The organism is Streptomyces sp. LMG1-1-1.1 (genome assembly GCF_040815545.1).
Taxonomy (GTDB): Bacteria; Actinomycetota; Actinomycetes; order Streptomycetales; family Streptomycetaceae; genus Streptomyces.
The window spans coordinates 307,956-327,788 of the sequence record NZ_JBFPNH010000054.1 but is presented as its reverse complement, the minus strand read 5'-3'; the positions used below and the strand labels follow the sequence as shown (position 1 = coordinate 327,788).

Genomic DNA, 19,833 nt, shown 5'->3' with positions numbered 1-19,833 from the left:
CCGTGAAGGGGGCCGGCGTGGGGGTGCGCGGCTCGATGAGGTGGTACGCGGCGTGACGTGACGGTGTGCGGCTCGATGAGGCGGTACGCGGCGTGACGTGACGGTGTGCCGCGGTTGACGGTGGTGCGCGGCGCGAAGTCGTGCCGCTGTACGGGGTGGTGCGCGGCGCGACGGTGTGCCGCTCCGAGGGGTGGTGCGCGGCCGCCGCCGGACGATCCGGCGCCACGGATGTCCGGCAGCGGTGTCGCGAGAGGTGCGGGAGCGTGATACTCGGTGCGGAGCGCGGCGGGGACGCGCCCCGTCCCACGGGGAGCGGCTCCACCGCTCGGCACACCGAGAGGAAAACCCATGAGGGTTGTAATCCTGTCGAGTATGCGACGTCAACAACCCCGGGAGGATGTGGCCGATGACGAGTGCTCGCGGAACCGACGAGGATCTCGTCCTGCCGGGTGCCCGCTCAGGACGCGAGCCGGAGCGCTCGCTCCGCCCCGGACCGCGCCGGCTGACGCCCGAACAGGTGGCCTCGCGGCAGCGGGAACGACTGCTCGACGGAGTCGCGCGGACGGTCGCGGCGAACGGCTACGCGGGCGCGCGCATCAGCGACATCTGCCGGGCCGCCGGAGTGACCCGCCCCGTCTTCTACGAGCTGTTCTCCGGCAAGGAGGACGCCGTCCTCGCCGCGTACCGGGGCGGCACGCAGCAGGTGGTGCGGGCCATGCAGAAGGCGTACGAGGAGGCGGGTGGCGCGGCGGACTGGCCGGCCGCGGTACGCGCCGGACTGCGGGTGCTCCTGACCCTGCTCACCCAGACCCCGGCGTTCGCCACGATGGTGGTCGAGATCGAGTCCCTGGGGCCGGCGGGACGCCGTGCCCGCGCCGAACTTCTGGCCAGTTTTCGCCGCTTCTTCACCGATGCCCCGCCGGGGCCGGCCTGGGTGCCGCGGGGCGAGCTGGTCGACATCGTGGTGGGTGCCGTCCACGCCGCGGTCCACCGGGCGGTCGACGAGGGGCGGTTCACCGGCATCCCGCTCCTCCTCGACAGCCTGGTGCACGTCGTGGTGGCCCCCTTCACGTCCGAATGATCGATCGTCGCGTCCCCAACAGGCCGTGCATGCAGAGGAGTTGACCCCGGGTAACAGCAAGCCTTACGGTCCGATCGGTCCCCTGCGGCACGTCTGCCTCCGCACCACGCGAGGAAGACCCGGGCGGGTTGGGGGACGGTCCGCGCCAGGACGTCGCCGCGCAGGTCTGTTTCCTCACTCATGTCAGGAGCACCGCATGGCCCTGTCCGAAGGCACCCCCGACCAGCCCACGAACCCCGCCGCGACCGAGGACGGTTCCGGCAGACGGGGCCGGGTCCGCTACCGCCGCGCGGCGCTGATGGGCGGCCCCGCCCTGGCCATCGCCGCCACCCTCGTCGTCCTCACCGCGCAAGGGGCGCTCGCCGCCCAGTTCGCCATCTCCGGGATGCCGTTCACCGTCGCCGCCGACTCCATGGAGGGCACCGGCTTCGGTCAGTTCGGCGCCCTCGACAACATGGCCGAGGGCAGCCCCAACGCCGGCGACACCGGCGGCCAGGTGCTGGTCATCGTCACCGCGATCCGCGAGGCGAAGCTCACCAACCTCTGCCAGAGCGTGGAGCTCGGCGGTACCTACCTGCACATCACGGCGGGCGGCAAGGGAACCCCGGTCAAGGCCTCGGGGCTCACCACCGACTCCACCGACATCAGCGGCAAGGTCGCCGACTTCGACAACATCGAGATCGGCGGCGACGCGAGCACCTTCGAGAAGCCGCCGGTCAAGGGCCCCCTCGGCTCCTTCGGGCAGCAGGCCGACACCGTCACCATCAAGGACCTGCGCCAGACCAACTACGCCACGACCGCCGTCCGGTTCACCCTGCCCGACCTGCACATGAGCTTCAGCTCGAAGGGCTGCTGAGCGTGGCGCCCGGCCGTCCCCGGCACCCTTGGCGGACCTTCCGGCGCTGGCGGCACCGCCGCCCCTTCGGCGCCGGTGTCACGCTCGCCCTGGGCGGGGCGGAGATCCTGCTGACCCAGCGGGCGAGCATCAACGTGATCCTCACGGCGGGAGCCGACAGCCTGGTGGGCTACGTCCTGCCCGGCCTCATGGTGATCTGCGGACTGCTCGTCGTCCTCAACCCCCGCCAACGGCTCTTCTACTCGGTCGTCGGAGTCCTGGCGTCCCTCGGGAGCTGGGTGACCTCCAACCTGGGCGGGTTCCTCGTGGGGATGATGCTGGGGCTCATCGGCAGCTCCCTCGCCTTCGGCTGGCTCCCGGACCGGCCGCCGCGGCAGCGCCGGCTCTTCCGGCGCCGGAAGCCGGGGACGGCCGGACGCGCGACGGACGCACCGACGGCGGCCGGGACGGCCTGAACGCCCCTCCCGCACCGCGCGGCAGGGTCCACTGCCTGCCGGGTCCACTCCCGGCCGGGTCCACTCCCGGCCGGGTCCACTCCCTGCCGGGTCCACTCCCTGCCGGGTCCACTCCCTGCCGGGTCCGCTCCCGGCCGGACGCACCCGGCTCCGGACCCCGCCTGAGGGAGGTGAGCCCGGCGGAGGCAGGCCTGGGCCGGGCGAGGCCCCGGGGGCGGGCCTCCGCACTCGAACGCCGTACGACCGGCGCGACCCGGCCCTCGCCCGACCGGGCGGTACGGTGGGAACGCACGATCGGGCCGTGCCTGCGCGCCGGCCCCGACCCCACCCGTACGCACACTCCGGCGACGAGCGGCGAGGCCCCCATGAGCGACCCGAGGACGGCACGCGAGGCGATCGCCCTCGTGGCTGACGACTTCACCGAACTCCCGCACGGGGAGGGGCCTCTGGCCGGCGACGGGCCGATCGACTGGCCCGGCTACTCCGCCGCGCACGCGCGCGCCGCCGAACGCACCGGCGAGACCGAGTCGGTGGTCTGCGGCACGGGCACGGTGTGCGGGGTACGGGTGGTGCTGATCTCCTTCGAGTTCCGGTTCCTCGGCGGCTCCCTCGGCGAGCGGACGGGAGCGCGCGCGGCGGCCGCCCACGCGCTGGCCCGCGCACGCCGACTGCCCGTGGTCGTCCTGCCGGCGACCGGCGGCAGCCGGATGCACGAGGGCATGCGGGCGCTCCTCCAGCTCCAGTACCTCGCCCGCGAGTCGGCGCTCACCCGTGCCGCCGGGCTGCCGCAGATCGCGGTCCTGCGGAACCCGACGACGGGCGGCGGCTGGGCGACGCTCGGCGCCGGATCCGATGTCGTGCTCGCGCTGCCCGGGGCCCAGGTGGGCTTCGCCGGCTCGCGGGTGCGCCCGCCGGACGCCGACCCGGCCGCGTACACCGCCGAGGCACAGCTCGCCCACGGCCACGTCGACGCGATCGTGACTCCCGACGCGCTGCGCGCCACCCTCGGGCGCTGGCTCGGTCTGCTCACCCGGCCCGCCGAGGGGCCGGTCCCGCCGCCGCACGCGCTCTCCGCCCCGGGCGCCGAGCCCGCCGCGAGCGGCCGGGAGGCCGTGGCGGACGCCCGGCACCCCGACCGCCCCCGGGCCCCCGCGTACCTCGACGCCCACTTCACGCTGCGCGAGGAGATCTCCGGTGACCGCTGCGGCGGCGTCGACCCGGGGATGCGCTGCGGCTTCGGGCGGCTCCCCGACGGCCGTACCGTCGCGTTCGCCGCGCAGTGCGGCACCGCGACCCGCCCGGCCGGCTTCCGTACCGCCGCGCGGCTCGTCCGGCTCGCCGACCGCCTGGGCATCCCGGTCCTCACCCTCGTCGACACCCCGGGCGCCGCCAACGACCCGGCGGCGGAGCACGCCGGCGCCGGCCCCGCCATCGCCGACCTGTTCGCCGCCGTCGTCACCGCCCGCGTTCCCCTCACCTCCCTCCTCATCGGCGAGGGCGGCTCCGGCGGCGCCCTCGCCCTCGCCGCCCCCGACAACCTCTGGGCCACCCCCGACAGCTACTTCTCGGTCATCGCCCCCGAGCTCGCGGCATCCATCCTGAAGCGCGCGCCGGAGGAGGCCGACGCGACGGCGGACCAACTCCGGCTGCGGCCACGTGACCTCCTGGACCTGGGGGTCGTCCGCGGCATCGTGAAGCCCTGAGCGCGTTCGGACGACGGGCCCCGTGCGTGGTCGGCAGCCCGTCGTCGCACGTCAGAGGCCGGAATGGGGTCGCGTAGGACCAGGGGATTCGGCATCCTGTGCGGCATGACCGCAGACCCCGTCGACCAGGCTCGACGTCTCGTACACGCCCGCTTCCCCGACGCCCTCGCCGTGATCCTCGCCGGTTCGACCGCGGCGGGCCGGGCCACCGCGGGCAGCGACCTGGACCTCGCGGTCCTGGTGCCGGACGGCGGCGAGTCGTACCGGGAGACGGTCCGGTTCGAGGGGCGGGTCGTGGAGTTCTTCGTCCACACCAGGACCGGTCTCGGCGAGCTGTTCGCCGCGGACGTCGCCGCCCGGCGGGCGGTCCTGCAGAGCATGTACGCCGACGGGCTCGTCCTCGTCGACCGGGACGGCGCCGCCGCCGGGGCCCGGGCGCTGGCGGAGGCCGACCTCCGCGAGGGGCCGCGCCCGCTGGCCCCGGAGACCGTCGAGACGAAGCGGTACGGCCTGACGGACGCGCTGGACGACCTCGCCCACACGGGCGACCGGGTCGAGCGGCTCGCGGTGGGCGCGTTCGTCCTCGACGGCGCGGCCGACCTGCTGTGCGACCACCGCCGCGCGTGGCTCGGCAGCGGGAAGTGGCTTCCCCGGCGCCTCCTGGCGGCGGACCCCGACCTGGGCGCCGCCCTCCTCGACGGCCATCTGAGCCTGTGCGCCTCCGGCGATCCCGCGCCCCTCGCCGACGCGGCCTCCACGGTCCTCGGCCTCGTCGGCGGCCCGCTGCGCGAGGGCTACCGGCGCACCTGGCACGGCGTCATCGACTCGGTCGGCGCCCGCTGACGGGGATCTTTCCCGAGCCTTGTCCGGGCCCTGGCCGTCCGCTGTACGGGGCCTAACCCGGGCGCGGCGAGAGTGGCCCCACCCGAACGCGCCCGCGTACGGGGGAAGTCCACTCACCTCAGGAGCTCCGATGAACCGTAGGCCTCGTATCCGCGCGGCCGTCGCCGCCGGCGTCGCCGTGACCGCGCTCGGCGCCCTCGCCGCCGGTGTGGGCGTGGCCCAGGCCGGCGAGAAGGACCGCGGCAGGGACGGCGGCGACCGGCAGGGCAGGGTGACCGAGCGGGAGATAGCCGGACTGTTCGACCGCTGGAACGCGGCGCTGCTGACCGGCGACCCGGAGAAGGTCGCCGACCTGTACGCCGACGACGCCGTGCTGCTGCCGACCGCGTCGCCCCGGATCCGCACGAACCACGCGGAGATCGCGGACTACTTCGAGCACTTCCTGCAGAAGAAGCCGCGGGGCGAGAAGGTCCGCTCGGTGATCCACGTCCTCGACGGGAACTCGGCGCTCGACGCCGGCGTCTACCGCTTCCACCTCACCGACCCCGAGACCGGGGTCACCAAGGCGGTCGACGCCCGGTACACCTACGAGTACGAGAAGCGGGACGGCAGCTGGCTGATCGTCAACCACCACTCCTCGGTGCTGCCGGCCGAGGGCTGATCCGGCGCGGCGCGTCGGCATCGGTCCGCAGGCCGATCCGCACGCACAGTCCGCCGCCGGGAGCGTCCCGCAGGGCGACCCGGCCGCCGTCGTCCGTCACCAGCTGTTTGACGATGGCGAGGCCGAGGCCCGAGCCCGTGCGGCCGGTCAGTCCCTGGCCGCGCCAGAACCGGTCGAAGGCGCGGGCCTGTTCGGCGGCGGACATCCCGGGGCCCTGGTCGAGGATGTCGAGGACCGTCTCCTCGGGGCCGCCCGTCTCCACCCGTACGGTGATCGTGCCCCGGTCCGGGGAGACCTCCAGGGCGTTGGAGAGCACGTTGTCGAGGACCTGGTCGAGGTTGCCCGGCCCGGCGAGCACCCGGGGCCGGGCGTCGGCGTCCCCGGTGAGGACGATCGTCACGCCGCGCTCGTCGGCGGCCGGGCGCCACACGTTCAGGCGCTCCTCGACCAGCTCGCGGAGCGCGAGCGGTTCGGGCGCGGACACCTTCGCCTCGGCCCTCGCCAGTACCAGCAGGCCGCTGACCAGGCGGCTCATCCGTACGACCTCGGCGGTCGCCTGGTCGACGTCCTCGCGTACGAACTCGTCCTCGACACCGTCCGCGATGTTGTCGAGCGAGAGCCGCAGGGCGGTCAGCGGGGTGCGCAGCTGGTGCGAGGCGTCCGCGACGAAGATGCGCTGCGAGGCGACGAGCGTGTCGAGGCGTTCGGCGCCCTGGTTGAGGGTGCGGGCGAGCGTCCGGGTCTCCTGCGGTCCCGTGACGGGGGACCGGGCGGTGAGGTCGCCGTCGCCGAACCGGCTCGCCATGTCGTTGAGTTGCCGCAGCGGCTTCGTCAGGAGCCGGGCCACGATCGCGCCGAGCCCGGCCGCCACCGCGAGCACACCGACCGCGAGGATCGCCCGGAAGCCCCAGATCCGCCACAGCCGGTCGGTCAGGTCGTCGGTCTCGTACCGGACGCGGACGGCGCCGACGATCCGCTCGTGCGCGGTCCCGTTCCGCGCGTACACCGGCACGGTGACCACCAGTTCCGGTCCCCAGACGAGCCGCGACCCCCAGTCGACGGTGGTGAGGCCGTGCGCGAGCGCGCTGTCGAAGGCCGGGTCGTCCGGATCGCCTGGCAGCGGCAGCGGCGGCATCGCTGTCCTGCCGTCGGCGGCCACCACCTCCACCGTCCCGGGCGTCTCGTCCGCGTACGCCGCCGCCATCCGGGCCAGCGCCTGCCGTGCGGGGGCGTCGCCGTCGCCGAGCAGCAGCGCCATCGTGGTGGCCTCGCGGCGTACGGACTCCTCGGTGTCACCGCGTAGCTGGGCCGTGAGCGTGAAGGCGACCGGCACGGTGAAGGCGGCGAGCGCCACCGCGACGAGTGCCACGTAGCTGACGATCAGCCGCTTGATCACGTGCGGTCCGTACCGGGGGCGCCGGCCGGCGCCTCCGTACCGGCTCCGCCCCTGCCGTCGGCCGGTTCGTCCTCTACGACGACCAGCCGGAAGCCGACGCCCCTGACGGCCTCGACGACCACCGCGCCGGCGAGTTTGCGCCGGAGCGCGGCCACGTGCACGTCGAGGGTCTTGGTCGGCCCGAACCAGTTGGCGTCCCAGACGGCCTCCATGATCTGCTCGCGGGACATGAGCGCGCCGGGTTCCTCGGTGAGGAAGGCCAGGAGGTCGTACTCCTTGGGCGTGAGCGCGACGTCGGCGCCGTCGAGCCCGACCCGGGCCGCCTTGCGGTCGACGGTCAGCCTGGCCCCGTACCGCTGCGGCCCGGAGGGCTGTTCGGCGGGGCGGACCCTGCGCATCACGGCGCGGATCCGGGCGATGACCTCGCGGACCCCGAAGGGCTTGGAGACGTAGTCGTCGGCGCCGATCTCCAGGCCGACCACCCGGTCCGTCTCGTCGCTGCGCGCGCTGATCACGATGATCGGGACGTCGCCGCGGCGCCGCAGCGCCCGGCAGACGTCGAGCCCGTCGGTGTCGGGCAGCCCGAGATCGAGGAGCACGAGGTCGTAGGGGGTGGTGACGGCGAGCCCCGCCGTTCCCGTGGTGACCCACTCCACCTCGAACCCGTAGCGCAGGAGCCCGCGTCGCAGGGACTCCGCGACCGGCTCGTCGTCTTCCACCAGCAGTACACGCACGGGCAAACCCTAGTTCGAGTTCCGTACGCCGGTGCACCAGGCCGTCCGGACCGGACGCCCCCGCACCGTACTCCTTCCGGCGAACGGCCTCGACGATCCGTCAGATGCCCGGCCCGTACCCGGGATCGGGGCCCTGCGGCGGGTTCCAGCCGGCCGCCAGACCCCAGAGGCCGAGGCCGACGACGGCCGCGCAGACGAGCGCCGCCTGGTACGGCCGCAGCCACCGGACGGCCGCCGCGTAGGTCAGTGGCGGTACGACGAGGCCGGCGCACAGGATCAGCGGCAGTTCGACGAGGATCACTCCCCAGTCCCTGGCGTGCGCCTCGAAGCCGCCGTCGATCGTGTACGCGGCCCGGGTCAGCGCGAACGCCCCCACGACCGCGACGCCGGCGACGGCGAGCAGACAGCCGACGGCGCTCTCGGCCCGGCCGTCTCCGTGCTCCTCGTCCCCGGGCTCCTGGTCTCCGTGCCGCTCGGCCCGGTGTGAAGGGTTCTCGCTCATGCCGGTGACGGACGCCGCGGGGTCCCGTCCGGTTCCGCACGGCCGGGACCTCCGGGGCCCGTGGGCGCCCCGCCGCACTCGCCGGGCGGGCGGCCCCGGGTGACCATGGACGTACGGATCCGACCGGAAGCCGGGCGGCGACGGGAGGCAGCGATGGCCCACTCCCCCACGGACACCCGCGGCACCACCACCGACGTACTCGTCGTGGGCGCGGGGCCGGTCGGCCTGAGCGCCGCCGCCGAGCTGCGCCGCCGGGGTGTGCGCTGCCGGCTCGTCGACCGGCTGCCGGAGAGGCTGCCGTACGCGAAGGCGGTCGGGATCCAGCCGCGCACGCTGGAGCTCTGGGACCGGATGGGCCTGGTCGGGGACGTCCTGGAGGCCGCCGTTCCGCTGCGCGGGCAGCTGATCTACGCCGACGGGCGGGAGCGGGCGAGGATCGAGCTCTCACTGCCGCCCGAGGTGCCGTACGGATTCGCCGCGCTGCCCCAGTACGAGACCGAACGGCTCCTGGAGGCGTACGTCGCCGGTCTGGGCACGGAGATCGAGCGCGGCACCGAACTGCTGTCGTTCGCCCAGGACCCCGACGGGGTCACCGCGCGGCTGCGCACCGCCGCGGGTGCCGAGGAGGAGCTGCGGGTGCGCTGTCTGATCGGCTGCGACGGCGCGCACAGCGTGGTCCGCAAGACGCTGGGCCTGGCCTACGAGGGGTCCGCGTTCCCCGAGACGTACATGCTGGGCGACGTCGAGGCCGACTGGGACCTGCCCCCGGGGTACGGCGTGCGCTCCAGCGGGCCGTCGCCGGACGGCGCCGGCGAGGACCTCCTGGTGTGCATCCCCCTGCCGGGCGCGGGGCGCTACCGCATGTCGATGAAGGCACCTCCCGCGTCCGCGGCCCCGGATCGCGCCGGAGACGGTGTCGCGCACGGCCTGGAGGGCGGCGCCGGCCCTTCGCTCGCCGATCTCCAGGCCGTCGTCGACCGCCTGGCGCCCCGGCCCGCGCGGCTCTCCGCGCTGCGCTGGTCGTCGGTGTTCCGCATCAGCCACCGCATCGTCGACCGCTACGGGGAGGGGCGGGTGTTCGTCGCGGGCGACGCGGCCCACATCCATCCGCCGGTCGGCGCCCAGGGCATGAACACCGGCGTGCAGGACGCCTGCAACCTGGCCTGGAAGCTGGCCCTGGTCCTCCGCGGCGAGGCCGGACCCGCCCTGCTCGCCAGCTACGACGCGGAACGTCGCCCGGTCGGCGAGGAGGTCGTGGGGAGGACCGTCCGCCATGCCGTCCAGGGCATGGAGACCGGTCCCGACCGGGGGCGGACACGGCTGCTGCGCGAGGCCCAGCTGCTCGTCGGCTACCGCGACGGCCCGCTCTCCGGCGCCCCGTACGGACCGGACGAGGCACCGCAGCCCGGCGACCGCGCCCCTGACTGCGGGGGCCTGACGACGCCGATCGCCCACTACCCGCTGCGCCTGCTCGACGTGCTGCGCGGCCGGGTCGGTCATGTGGTGCTCCTGTACGGGGACGACGCGACCGCGCTGGCACGGGCTGCCGACGCGGCCAGGACCGCGAGCGGGCTTCCGACGCTCGCGGTCCTGGCCGGGGAGGCGCCGGACGGCGCTCCCGCCGGACCTCCCGCGGCCTTCTACCGTGACGCCGCGGGGGAGTTCGCACGGCTCTACCTCCCCGACGGCGCGACCGGTCTCGTGGTCCGTCCGGACGGACAGCTCGGCGCCCGGTTCCCGCTCGCCGGGACCGCGGCCGCGCTGTCCGCCTACCTCAGGGCCCTGTCCGTCCCCCGGGCACTACGGGACCCAGTGGTTGCCCGAGACGGTGATCATGACCTGGAGCTGGATGCTCGCTGAGAAGTAGCTGCTCGTGTCGATCGGCGTGGCCACCATCTTGTTCCAGAGGGCGTCCAGCCAGGCCTGGCTGCCGGAGTCGGTCATCGCCGCCACCGCGAACGGGGCGAAGAAGGCGGCCTCGCTGCCCGAGGAGATCTGGGTGCCGTTGAGCTTGTAGCCGATGGCGATCTTGTTCGGGTCGCCGCCGGTCTTCGTCTTGATCCAGCCGTTGAGCTTGCGCGCGGCCGCGAGGGACGTGGCGTCCCCGCTGGTCACCGCGTCGTCGGCGATGCGCCACGGGGTGCGGCAGGCGTTCCACCAGTAGGCGCCGTCGTTCGGGTCCTCCAGGACCTGGCCCGGGGCCGGCTTGGGCGTGGTGTTGGTGTCCACGACGAAGTCGGGCAGGAGTCCGGTGCCGGAGGCGTAGGTGGACTGGAGCCGGGAGATCTGGGTCTGGTGCGCGGTGCGCACGGCGTCCCAGGTCGTGTCTCCGGAGGCGGTGCGGAAGGCGCGGAAGTGGTCGACCATCCAGTCCGACGTACGCGTGATCCAGTAGTACTGGTCGCCGGAGCTGCTCCAGTCGCCGAGCTTCAACAGCTTGGTCGTGGCGTTGAGTTCGTCCTTCTTGATCGCGGCGATGTGCTTGAGCGCGAGGTCCTTGTAGTTGTACGTGCCGGTGCTGCCCCACTGCTTGTCGGCGAGGAGCAGGCCGTAGGCCACGTCCATGTCGCCGTCGGTGGCGCCGTCACCGCCGTTGACGCTCTTGCAGGCGGTGTCCTGTTCGGCCGCGAGCAGGTTGGGGTTGACCGACGACGGGTGGTCGATCTTCCACTTCACCAGCCCGTCGAAGATCTTCTTCGCGTCCGGGTCGGCGCCCGCCATCGTCGCGGTCACGACCATGCCGTAGCCCTGCGCCTCGGCGACGTACGGGTGGTCGGCGTCCGGCGAGATGATCTGGTACCAGCCGTTGCCGCAGTTCTGCCGGACGAAGGCGGCCTTCCACCGGTTGTAGTAGTCGACCACCTTCTGGTCGTTCGTCGCCTGCGCGCCGGAGGGCTTCAGCATGCCCGCGGTGTACGGCTTGAGGTGGCTGCCGAACGGCACGGCCGTCCCGCCTCCTCCGCCACCGCCGCCGGACGGGGCGCCGTACACCTCGAACTCCCAGAGCGAGTAGCCGTACGCCGTCCCCCGACCGGTCCCGTACATCCGCACGTACCGGCCGCTCCCGGAGACCGTCAGGTCGTCGGTGGCCCCGTCGCCCGCGCTCGTCGAGTAGACGTCGGTCCAGGTCGTCCCGTCGGCCGAGGTCTGGATGCGGTACGCCTTGCCGTACGCGGCCTCCCAGTTGAGCTTGACCCGCGAGATCGTGTGGTTCGCCCCGAGGTCCACCCGGATCCACTGCGGGTCGACCCCTTCGAGGCTCGCCCAGCGGGTCGCCGTGTTCCCGTCCACCGCGAGTCCGGCCCCGAAGGCCGAGGTCTCGACGGACGAGGCCGTGACGGCCTTCCCGCCCGACACCAGACCGTCCGCCGCCTCCGCCTGGGGCATGACCGTCAGGGGCAACGCCAGCAGGCCCGCGAGTCCGAGAAGCGAGGCACTTCGTCTCCGCATGACAACTCCCTTTCTCTCCCTGGACAATAGATAGGAAGTATTCCTAACCATTGGCGGACACTAGAGAGCCCGGCAGTCGGGCGCAAGACCCCCGACACGACACCCTGGTGAGGGTTCGTTGAACACTCGCGACGCCCGGAGGCTCGCCCACCCGAGGCACTCATCGCCTTCACCCGGGCCGCGCAGGCCGACGCCGGCCGCGTCACCACCCCGGAGGCGCTCCTCCGACTGATCCTCAACGCGGACGGGACGGCTCCCTGACGGACCCGGGGACCTCCGTGACACGGGACCAGGCTCCGCCCGGCGCCGGGGAGAAGGCGGTGACCGGGGTGGCGCAGGCGACGGCGACGACGGCCGCGCGGTGGGGGTCGGTCCATTCCAGGAGCGGGAGCGCGGGATCACCGGCTTTGACGTGGGCTTCGTGACGCACCCACAGGCGGACGAGGGCCGCGTCGGAGTCGGGACGGGCGGCGGCGGCCCGGACGTCGGCCTCGGGGAGGAGCCGACGCAGGACGGACACGGGGCCGGGCCGCCGCGCCGAGGGTTCCACGTCGACGCCGACCGCGCCGAGGCCTACGGCCGCGGCGACGAGGCCGTCGGCATGACTCACGCTGAGGCCGACTTCGGGGCGGCCGGGCAGGAAGGGGCGGCCGTGCCCGGCCCGTCCGCACGCGGCGCAGGACTGGGCCGGGGCGGACGCGTGCGGAGGCCGGCCGGTGAACCGGGCCACGCAGAGCCGGAGCAGGAGCCGTGCCGCCAGGACGTCGTCACGGCGGGCGGGCGACCGGATCGGGGCCAGCCGCCGCAGCTCCCACGGCGCGAGCAGCCCCTCGTGCAGCTCGGGGTGGGACAGGACCTCCGCGGTGGTCGCCAGCACGGCCAGCGCGGCCCGGACCTTCCCCCGCGCCGCGGGGCCGCCCTCCCCCTGCGCCGCGGGGCCGCTCGTCACCGGCGGGCGCTCATCCGGCCACGGCCGGGGCGGCGGCCGGTCCGGTGGCGTCCAGGAAGCGTGCCCGCACCCGGTTCAGGGTGCGGAAGTCGTCGATGGTGACCTCCTGGAGGTCGATGGTGCTGCCGGACATGTCCTCGAGGAGGTCGATGAACTCCAGGAAGTCCATGGAGTCGATGAGCCGGGCCTCGATGAGGTCCTCGTCGGCGTCGATCGGGCCGTCGAGGCCGGGGTTCTTCTCGTGGAGCCAGTCGGAGATGCGTTCCATGGTGCGGGAGTGCTCCTGTGTCGTCGTACCGGGATGGCGCGTCGGATCGGGGCGGGCGGGGCGGGGCGTGGTGGTCGGGTTCGCCGGTCAGAGCGCGGCGGCGTCGCGGACCCGGTCGAGGGCCCGCTCGGGGGTGCCGTGGGCGAGGATCATGGCGTGGACCCAGCGTTCGACGCCGAAGGCGACGCAGGCGCTGTACGCGGGGCCGTGGGAGCCGGCGCGGATGTCGAGGCGCTCGCCGAAGAAGTTGCGGTGGCGGTTGACGGAGGCGATGGCGGTGCCGTCGGGGGCGCTGAACTCGTGCTTGACCGGGTCGAGCGCCATGAGGCGGGCGCGGGAGCCGCCCTTGTCGTAGAAGGGGTCGTCGGCGGTGGCCCGGGTCAGGGTGAGGCCGAGGCGGTCGGCCAGCTCCCGGATGAACTCGGCGCCGCTCTCCAGGTGTTCGACCGCGCCCTGCTTGGTGCCGAGGTACAGGACCTCGCGCATGTGGAAGCCCCACAGGCGGCGCAGTCCGTCGTAGTGGGTCTCGTTGCGGAAGCAGCGGCCGGCGGCCGAGAGCCGCAGGCCGCCCTCGCCGACGTCCCGGCCCTCCAGGGAGAGGAGCAGTCCGTAGCAGGTGGCGGACGGCAGGAGGTATCCGGTCGGACGGAGCGGCAGCGCGCCCGGCTCCTCGCCGGCCGCGAGGCCGTCGAGCGCCTCGGGGGTGAACCGTCCGGCGGAGACGCCGAGGTGGGGGAAGTTCCGGAAGAAGTCGAGGCGCGCGAGGCTCTCGACGGAGAGCAGCGGCGGCCCCGTCACCTCGGGGGCGGAGAGGCGCCCGGCCAGTCCGGTCAGCAGGCCGTCGAGGCCGCGCAGCAGGGCGGTGTGGACCGGATCCAGCGTGATCAGGCCCGCACCGGGGTTCCTCAGGCCGCCGTCGGGCAAGGCCGTGGTGCCGGGTGTGCTCATGGAAACCGCTCCCTCAGGGCGTGGACGAACAGTCAGGGGATCCGGAAGCCGGGAAGGTGCCGGACGGGCCGGGGCCGGCCGGACCGGCGCACGGACGCGCGCCGCGGCACGAGTGGCTGATGACCCATCAGGTCATGGTCCGCACACAGGACACTAGGCCAGTCGTCGGCGAGTTGTCTAGACCAAAGTCGGCCCACCCGGAACCGGCCCGGGACCCCCTCACCCCCCGCTTATGCCGCGCGAAAGCGACACAACTCCGCATGTCGGCACCCCACTTGACAGAACAGTTGGTCTACACCAATTCTGCTGAACGACATGGCTTCAGCACCCCCGCCGCGGCACGACCTTCCCTCTCCGTGGCGCCGGCGTCGCGCCCGCGCGGCCGCCGAACCACCGCCGGAAGCGACCGTCCTCGGCCACGAAACCCGCCCCGGAGGGACCCCATGACGACACCCGCCGCAGACCGCCGCCCGCGCCTCCCCCACCTCCACCGCGCGGCGTCCGACCGCCCCTACTTCAGCGCCGACGGCGAGGCCTACCTGGCACAGACGACCCTCCGGGAGCTGAAGAAGTCGAGGCCCCTTCGGGTCCTCTCCGAGGAGGACTTCGCGCACTGGCAGACGTACGGATACGTCGTCGTACGGGAGGCCGTCCCCGCCGAGGCGGCGCGGCGACTGCTCGACTTCACCTGGGACTTCCAGGGGCTCGACCCCGACCGCCCGGACAGCTGGTACGAGGACCGGCCGTTCCGCTCCGCGCTGGACCGACAGCTCCATGTGTACGGCTTCGTGGAGGCGTACCACCACCAGCTCCTCTGGGACAGCCGCCAGGCACAGCGCGTCTACGACGCCTTCGTCGACGTGTGGGACTGCGAAGAGCTGTGGGTGACCCTGGACCGGCTCAACCTCAACCCGCCCAACGTCCGCAACCGCGACCGCGCCCTGATCGACACCCGGGACCGCGGCTTCGACATCGAGCTGCACTGGGACATCGACACCACGCTCGGCGTCCCGCCCCAGCGGGTGCAGGGGATCATCGCGCTCAACGACACCCGGCCCGAGACGGGCGGCTTCCAGTGCGACCCGGAGCTCTTCCGCCGGTTCGAGGAGTGGAAGCTCGGCCAGCCCGCCGACCGCGACCCCCTCCGCCCCGCCGTGGACCGCGCCGAGTTCCCCGTCGTACGGCCCGACCTGCACCCCGGCGACCTGCTGATCTGGAACGGCCTCCTCGCCCACGGCGTGGCGCGCAACGTCTCCCGGGACGGCGTCCGCGCGGTCCAGTACCTGTCGATGATGCCGGCGCTCGAAGAGCACGAGCGGCTGCGCAAGTCCCGCGTCGACTCCTGGCGCCACCTGCGCACCCCGCGCTGGAACCGCACCCTCGTCGGCGACCCGGTCCTCCACGAGTCCAAGCGCTACCCCACCGCCGAACTGACCGACCTCGGCAGCCGGCTGCTCGGACTCACGTCGTGGAAGGACGCGGGCCGGACCACCGCGGTCCCCGCCGGTTCCGGTGCTTCCGCTGCCGCTGCCGCTACCGCCGATGCCTCCGCTGGATCCGACGCCTCCGCGCAGAGCGGAGAACCGGCGTGCGCCGCATCTGCCTGACCCTCCCGACCGACCGTGCGTGCGCGGACACCATCGCGGCCGTCGCCGAGGAGGCCGCCTACGGCGCCTCCCACTTCGGCGTCGAGGTACGGCTCCTGATCCTGGACTCCTCCGACGAGGCGGTACGCGCCCGGCACCGCGCCGCGGTACGCGCGCTGCCCCCGGTCCCGGGCGTGGTCGTCCACCACCTGGACGAGGACGAGCAGCGCGTCTTCCTCCGCGCGTCGATCGCCGCCTCAGGCGTCGGGGAACCCGAGCGGGTGCTCGGCCTGCTGCTGCCGGACCGCGTGTCCTACGGCGCCTGCACCGACCGCGCGTTCCTCGTCGCGGAGGCCCTCGGGTGCACGTCGGTGCACCGCAGGGACTCCGACAGCCGCTACCAGTACCTGGACGGGAAGCCGGTCTTCCCCCTCCACCACGAGCTCGCCGCCCTCGGGCGCCCGGCCGTCGACGTGGCCGGCCTGGTGACCCGCGGCCGGCTCGACCCCGCGTGCGCGGACCGGCCGGTGGCCATGGTCGGCGGATCGTTCGTGGGCGAGATGTCCGTGGACGTCGAGGAGATCCACCGGCTCGACCCCGCCGTCTACCGCGACGTCATCGGCCTCTCGATCCCCGACGGCCATCCCGAGATCTGGCGGGCACACCTGATCCAGGAGTCCTTCCGCGGCGCCGGGACCGCCGCGTTCACCGCCGACCGGACGACGCTCACCAGCGTCAGCCCCACGCGGGTGGACATGTGCAACATCGGCTTCGACCGCGAGGTCTACGGCCGGGTACCGCTCCCCCCGGCGACCGACACCATCGGCAGCGACTACTTCCTCATCCACCTGGTGCAGGACGCCCGGCTGCCCGGCGTCCTGCACAACCGGCACATCGTCAACTACCACACCGGGGAACGCCGTTCCGACCGGGGATTCCTCGCCTACCAGCTGCGCCTCGCGAAGTTCCTGCTGTCCACCGCGTACTTCAACGCCGTGTACGCCCGGATGGCGGCGGCCGGCGACACGCTGCTCGACGACGCGGGACACGTCCGCGCCTCCGCCGTCGCCGCGTTCGTCCGGGACAGCACCCGGCTCGACCCCGCCGAGAACGTCGAACGGCTCGACGTGCTCGACCGCTCCTACCGCAAGCTGGGCGGCCGCTACGCCGCAGCCGCGGACGTCTTCGCCGCGCGCGCCGGGCGGCTCCTCGACGAGGCGAGGCAGGACATGGAGGAGTTCGCCTTCCTGATCGACGCCTGGGAGCCCCTCGTCCGCGCCACGCACTCCGTGAAGGGCATCGCATGAGCCGCCGCCCAAGGACCGTCACCGTGCCGTACACGGGCGGCGAGGCGCGTCGGGGCCCCGTCACGATGGGGCAGGCCAACATGATCCGCTGCATCCTGCGCGACGAGCCCGTGCAGATCAACATCCACGACGTCTGGCAGGTGCCGGCGGAGACCCGTACGGACACGGCGATCGACGCCCTGCGCGCCCTGGTGGTTCGGCACGAGGCACTGCGCACCACGTTTCCCGACCCCCCTGACGAAGGCGTACCGCGCGAGCAAGTGGTGGCGTCCGAGGGCGAGTTCACGCTCACCCTCCTCGACCACGACGAGCTGCCGGCCGACGCGGCGGCTTACGCGGAGTCGCTGGCACGCGCGGCCCGTGCCGACCGCTTCCACCTCGACCGGGACTTCCCCCTGCGGGTGTCCCTGGTCTCGGCGGCCGGCGCGCCGGCCTTCGTCGCCCTCGCGGCGAGCCACGCCGTCACCGACGTCGGGGCCCTCGCCGTACTCCGGGAGGAATGGCTCGCGCTGCTGGCCGGCGCGCACCTGCCGGACGTCACGGCCCTCACGCCGCTCGGCCTGGCCGCCGAGGAGGCGACTCCGGCCGACGTGCGCAAGTCCCGTGCGTCGCTCGCCCATTGGGAGCGGATCATCCGCGGCGGGCCCCAGGCGATGTTCGCGGAGCCGGGCGCCGAGGGCACCGACGTGAAGACGCCGTCCGTCGTCCTGCGGTCACGGCGGGGCGCCCGGGCGCTGGCCGGCGTGGCGGAACGCACCGGCGGCCTGCCCGCCACCGTGCTCCTGACGGCCTGGTGCGCGCTCGTCGCCCACCGCGCCGGCCAGACCGCCTGCGTCACGGCCGTGCCGACCTCCAACCGGTACGAGCCCCGGCTGACCCGCTCCGTGAACACGCTCTCGCAGGACGCGCTGCTCTGCCTCGACCTGCGCGTCCCGTCCTTCGACACGCTCCTCGGCAAGACGTGGGGCGCGGCGCTCAACGCCTACCGGCACAGCCGGTTCGACGCGGTGGCCCTGTGGGAGATGATCGGGCGGACCACCTTCGAGCGCGGCAGCGCGTTCGCGCGCGACGTCGTCTTCAACGACGTCAGCACGCTCCCCGCGAGCCTCGCGTCCCCGTCGGCGCCCCCGGTGGCCGAACCCGGGCCCGACCTGGAGCTGAGCCGCGGGCCCGACCAGGTCCTGCCGACCCGGCTCCTCACCTTCGTCCACCAGGCCGACCCCCTGCTCCACCTCTCGCTGTGGGCGGACCCCGCGCTGTTCCCCCGCGCCGAGGCCGAGGCCTTCCTCACCGGACTCGTACGGCTCCTGGAGGCGGCGGCCGACGCGGACGTGCCGCTCGCCCGGCTCACCGAGGTCACGGGCGTTCACCCGGTCGAGCGCGGCCCGGACTGGAGCGTCGTCGACGGCTCCTGGGTCTCGCCGCCCGCCGTGGCGGACGCCCTGAGCCGGGCCCTCGGCGGCCTGCCCGTCCACGTCGCCCTCGACGCGCCGTCCGGTGACGGCGACCAGCCGGGCCTCACGGCGTACATCGCCGCCGGCGACTCCCCACCGACCCCGGCGCGCGCCCACGCCGCGCTGATGAAGACCCTGCCCGGCCGTCCCGGAGTGCTGGCCCCGCGCCGGTACGTGATCGTCCAGGACCCGCCGGGCGACACCGAGCCGAGCAGCGCGTGGCTGCGGCGGCGGACACTCATGGAAGGGACCGGCCGCGACCGGCCGATGTGACATGACGATGGACGACACGACCGTCCGGCGGAAGCCCGACGCTCTCCCCAGCCCCTGGCGGTCCGGCCGGTTCCGCCGCTTCTTCACCGCCCGCAGCACGTCGCTCCTCGCCGACGGCATGCTGATGGTCTCGATCACGACGACCGTACTGGCCGCCGGATACGGCGCCGGCGGCGTCGGCTACACGCTGGCCGCGTGGATGGCCCCGATCGTGCTGCTGATCCTGTTCGGCGGGGCGCTGGCCGACAAGTTCACCCCCCAGGTGATGATGGTCGGCGCCGACGCGGTGCGGATGGCGACCATGCTCACCCTCGCCGGTCTGCTGGCCGGCGGCGGGATACGGCTCTGGCACGTCATGGCGCTGATGGCGGTCAGCGGCGCCGCCACCGCCATGTTCCAGCCCGGCCTCGCGGCCCTGGTCCCCCAGGTCGCCGAGGACATCCAGCGGGCCAACGCGCTGCTGCGGATCTCCGAGGCGATCTGCACCCTGCTCGGCCCCGGTCTCGCCGGCCTCCTCGCGGGCTACTGGAGCGTGGCCGGCTCCTTCCTGGTCATCGCGGCGGCCTACGCGATCAGCGCCCTCGGTCTGCTGTCGCTGCGCCACCTGAGCGGCGCCGCGGAGAGCGGCGACGACAGTGACGACCCGCTGCTGCGGCGGCTGGCCACGGGGTGGCACGAGTTCCGTTCCCGTTCCTGGCTCTGGGGCGTCATCGTCGTCTGGGCCGTCTACGGCCTGTTCGTCTTCGGCCCGTCGGTGCCGCTCGGCGCCGCGCTGCTCACCGAGCAGCACGGGGCCGGCGGCTACGGCTGGATCGCGTCCGCCGACGGCGCCGGCACGATCGTCGGCGGCCTGCTCGGCATGCGCGTCCGGCCCGCCAGGCCGCTGGTCGCGGGAGCCTGCGCGATGTTCTTCTTCACCCTCAACCCCCTGGCCCCCGCGCTCGGCTGGTCGTTCACGGTGACCGCGCTCACCGGTGTCGTGGCCGGCTGCGGCTTCGCCTTCTGGGGTGTGATGTGGGCGACCAGCGTGCAGTCGCACATCCCGCTGGCCGTCCTCAGCCGCGTCTCCGCCTACGACATCGCCGGCTCCATCATCGTCATCCCCCTGGGCCGCGTCCTGGCCGGCCCTGCGGCCGAGTCCTTCGGAGCCGACCGCGTGCTCCTCTTCTCCTCCGTCATGGGCGTCGTCTGCCTCACCGTCATGCTCGCCCTCCCGGCCATCCGCGGCCTGGGCCGGACCCCGGCGGAGCAGGCCGCGGGTCCGGCGGAGACCGCCGGGGATCCGGCCGAGACGGCCGTGGGTCCGGAGGAGAGGGTCACCGGTCCGGGGGAGAAGGTCCCGGATCCGGCCGGCCCCTGAGGGTGTC

Annotated in this window: 18 protein-coding genes; 11 read left to right on the top strand and 7 right to left on the bottom strand. The window is 73.9% G+C overall.

Annotated features, from left to right (window positions below; genetic code table 11):
* Positions 1-406 precede the first annotated feature (406 nt).
* From MRBLMG1_RS29335 to MRBLMG1_RS29310, 6 genes are all read left to right on the top strand, one after another.
* Entirely contained in the window at positions 407-1,081 is a 675-nt protein-coding gene (locus MRBLMG1_RS29335) for a TetR/AcrR family transcriptional regulator (RefSeq protein WP_367827161.1), read from the top strand.
* Positions 1,082-1,277: 196 nt separating this feature from the next.
* Positions 1,278-1,937 (top strand): DUF6230 family protein, encoded by a 660-nt coding sequence (locus MRBLMG1_RS29330; protein ID WP_367827160.1) that lies wholly within the window; start codon positions 1,278-1,280, stop codon positions 1,935-1,937.
* Positions 1,938-1,939: 2 nt separating this feature from the next.
* Positions 1,940-2,392, top strand: a complete 453-nt coding sequence (locus tag MRBLMG1_RS29325) for a DUF6114 domain-containing protein (RefSeq protein WP_367827159.1) — start codon at positions 1,940-1,942, stop codon at positions 2,390-2,392.
* 365 nt (positions 2,393-2,757) lie between these two features.
* Positions 2,758-4,095: a carboxyl transferase domain-containing protein gene (locus MRBLMG1_RS29320; protein WP_367827158.1), complete on the top strand. Its 1,338-nt coding sequence runs from the start codon at positions 2,758-2,760 to the stop codon at positions 4,093-4,095.
* A gap of 105 nt (positions 4,096-4,200) precedes the next feature.
* Positions 4,201-4,938, top strand: a complete 738-nt coding sequence (locus MRBLMG1_RS29315) for a nucleotidyltransferase domain-containing protein (protein WP_367827157.1) — start codon at positions 4,201-4,203, stop codon at positions 4,936-4,938.
* A 130-nt stretch (positions 4,939-5,068) separates the two neighbouring features.
* Positions 5,069-5,599, top strand: a complete 531-nt coding sequence (locus MRBLMG1_RS29310) for an SgcJ/EcaC family oxidoreductase (RefSeq protein WP_367827156.1) — start codon at positions 5,069-5,071, stop codon at positions 5,597-5,599.
* Here the strand turns inward: MRBLMG1_RS29310 and MRBLMG1_RS29305 are convergent.
* The 3 genes from MRBLMG1_RS29305 to MRBLMG1_RS29295 form a co-directional block, all read right to left on the bottom strand.
* Positions 5,562-6,995 carry a sensor histidine kinase gene (locus MRBLMG1_RS29305; protein ID WP_367827155.1) on the bottom strand — a complete coding sequence of 478 codons (1,434 nt, stop codon included), beginning with the start codon at positions 6,993-6,995 and terminating at the stop codon, positions 5,562-5,564. The genes MRBLMG1_RS29310 and MRBLMG1_RS29305 overlap by 38 nt on opposite strands.
* On the bottom strand, positions 6,992-7,729 hold the full coding sequence (locus tag MRBLMG1_RS29300) for a response regulator transcription factor (RefSeq protein ID WP_367827154.1): 738 nt from the start codon (positions 7,727-7,729) through the stop codon (positions 6,992-6,994). The genes MRBLMG1_RS29305 and MRBLMG1_RS29300 overlap by 4 nt, the downstream gene beginning before the upstream one ends.
* 100 nt (positions 7,730-7,829) lie before the next feature.
* Positions 7,830-8,231 (bottom strand): hypothetical protein, encoded by a 402-nt coding sequence (locus MRBLMG1_RS29295; protein ID WP_367827153.1) that lies wholly within the window; start codon positions 8,229-8,231, stop codon positions 7,830-7,832.
* Between the two features lie 153 nt (positions 8,232-8,384).
* On the opposite strand from MRBLMG1_RS29295, the gene MRBLMG1_RS29290 reads away from it, so the two are divergent.
* Complete coding sequence (locus tag MRBLMG1_RS29290) at positions 8,385-10,091, top strand: FAD-dependent monooxygenase (protein WP_367827152.1); 1,707 nt, start codon at positions 8,385-8,387, stop codon at positions 10,089-10,091.
* Here MRBLMG1_RS29290 and MRBLMG1_RS29285 read toward each other — a convergent pair.
* The 4 genes from MRBLMG1_RS29285 to MRBLMG1_RS29270 all read right to left on the bottom strand — a co-directional run bounded on the left by MRBLMG1_RS29285 (position 10,032) and on the right by MRBLMG1_RS29270 (position 13,846).
* The gene (locus MRBLMG1_RS29285) at positions 10,032-11,681 is read right to left on the bottom strand and encodes a glycosyl hydrolase family 8 (protein WP_367827151.1); all 1,650 of its coding nucleotides are present in this window, start codon (positions 11,679-11,681) and stop codon (positions 10,032-10,034) included. The two genes, MRBLMG1_RS29290 and MRBLMG1_RS29285, sit on opposite strands and share 60 nt — an antisense overlap.
* Before the next feature lie 235 nt (positions 11,682-11,916).
* Positions 11,917-12,630: a 4'-phosphopantetheinyl transferase family protein gene (locus MRBLMG1_RS29280; protein WP_414721669.1), complete on the bottom strand. Its 714-nt coding sequence runs from the start codon at positions 12,628-12,630 to the stop codon at positions 11,917-11,919.
* Between the two features lie 10 nt (positions 12,631-12,640).
* The gene (locus MRBLMG1_RS29275) at positions 12,641-12,898 is read right to left on the bottom strand and encodes an acyl carrier protein (RefSeq protein ID WP_367827150.1); all 258 of its coding nucleotides are present in this window, start codon (positions 12,896-12,898) and stop codon (positions 12,641-12,643) included.
* An 87-nt stretch (positions 12,899-12,985) separates the two neighbouring features.
* Positions 12,986-13,846, bottom strand: a complete 861-nt coding sequence (locus MRBLMG1_RS29270) for a hypothetical protein (protein ID WP_367827149.1) — start codon at positions 13,844-13,846, stop codon at positions 12,986-12,988.
* Between the two features lie 443 nt (positions 13,847-14,289).
* Here MRBLMG1_RS29270 and MRBLMG1_RS29265 point away from each other — a divergent pair, with 443 nt between their 5' ends.
* From MRBLMG1_RS29265 to MRBLMG1_RS29250, 4 genes are read left to right on the top strand one after another with little or no spacing between them, the layout of a single operon-like run.
* Positions 14,290-15,453: a phytanoyl-CoA dioxygenase family protein gene (locus tag MRBLMG1_RS29265; protein ID WP_367827148.1), complete on the top strand. Its 1,164-nt coding sequence runs from the start codon at positions 14,290-14,292 to the stop codon at positions 15,451-15,453.
* Positions 15,435-16,739: a DUF6271 family protein gene (locus MRBLMG1_RS29260; protein ID WP_367827147.1), complete on the top strand. Its 1,305-nt coding sequence runs from the start codon at positions 15,435-15,437 to the stop codon at positions 16,737-16,739. The genes MRBLMG1_RS29265 and MRBLMG1_RS29260 overlap by 19 nt, the downstream gene beginning before the upstream one ends.
* Complete coding sequence (locus tag MRBLMG1_RS29255; RefSeq protein ID WP_367827146.1) at positions 16,736-18,466, top strand: condensation domain-containing protein; 1,731 nt, start codon at positions 16,736-16,738, stop codon at positions 18,464-18,466. Before MRBLMG1_RS29260 ends, MRBLMG1_RS29255 begins: the two co-directional genes overlap by 4 nt.
* Before the next feature lies 1 nt (position 18,467).
* Entirely contained in the window at positions 18,468-19,826 is a 1,359-nt protein-coding gene (locus MRBLMG1_RS29250; protein WP_367827145.1) for an MFS transporter, read from the top strand.
* The last annotated feature ends 7 nt before the right edge of the window (positions 19,827-19,833 follow it).

Coding starts and splice junctions, on each gene's coding strand:
- MRBLMG1_RS29335 (WP_367827161.1), top strand. CDS start 407: ATGACGAGTGCTCGCGGAACCGACGAGGATCTCGTCCTGCCGGGTGCC.
- MRBLMG1_RS29330 (WP_367827160.1), top strand. CDS start 1,278: ATGGCCCTGTCCGAAGGCACCCCCGACCAGCCCACGAACCCCGCCGCG.
- MRBLMG1_RS29320 (WP_367827158.1), top strand. CDS start 2,758: ATGAGCGACCCGAGGACGGCACGCGAGGCGATCGCCCTCGTGGCTGAC.
- MRBLMG1_RS29315 (WP_367827157.1), top strand. CDS start 4,201: ATGACCGCAGACCCCGTCGACCAGGCTCGACGTCTCGTACACGCCCGC.
- MRBLMG1_RS29310 (WP_367827156.1), top strand. CDS start 5,069: ATGAACCGTAGGCCTCGTATCCGCGCGGCCGTCGCCGCCGGCGTCGCC.
- MRBLMG1_RS29295 (WP_367827153.1), bottom strand. CDS start 8,231: ATGAGCGAGAACCCTTCACACCGGGCCGAGCGGCACGGAGACCAGGAG.
- MRBLMG1_RS29290 (WP_367827152.1), top strand. CDS start 8,385: ATGGCCCACTCCCCCACGGACACCCGCGGCACCACCACCGACGTACTC.
- MRBLMG1_RS29285 (WP_367827151.1), bottom strand. CDS start 11,681: ATGCGGAGACGAAGTGCCTCGCTTCTCGGACTCGCGGGCCTGCTGGCG.
- MRBLMG1_RS29275 (WP_367827150.1), bottom strand. CDS start 12,898: ATGGAACGCATCTCCGACTGGCTCCACGAGAAGAACCCCGGCCTCGAC.
- MRBLMG1_RS29270 (WP_367827149.1), bottom strand. CDS start 13,846: ATGAGCACACCCGGCACCACGGCCTTGCCCGACGGCGGCCTGAGGAAC.
- MRBLMG1_RS29265 (WP_367827148.1), top strand. CDS start 14,290: ATGACGACACCCGCCGCAGACCGCCGCCCGCGCCTCCCCCACCTCCAC.
- MRBLMG1_RS29255 (WP_367827146.1), top strand. CDS start 16,736: ATGAGCCGCCGCCCAAGGACCGTCACCGTGCCGTACACGGGCGGCGAG.
- MRBLMG1_RS29250 (WP_367827145.1), top strand. CDS start 18,468: ATGACGATGGACGACACGACCGTCCGGCGGAAGCCCGACGCTCTCCCC.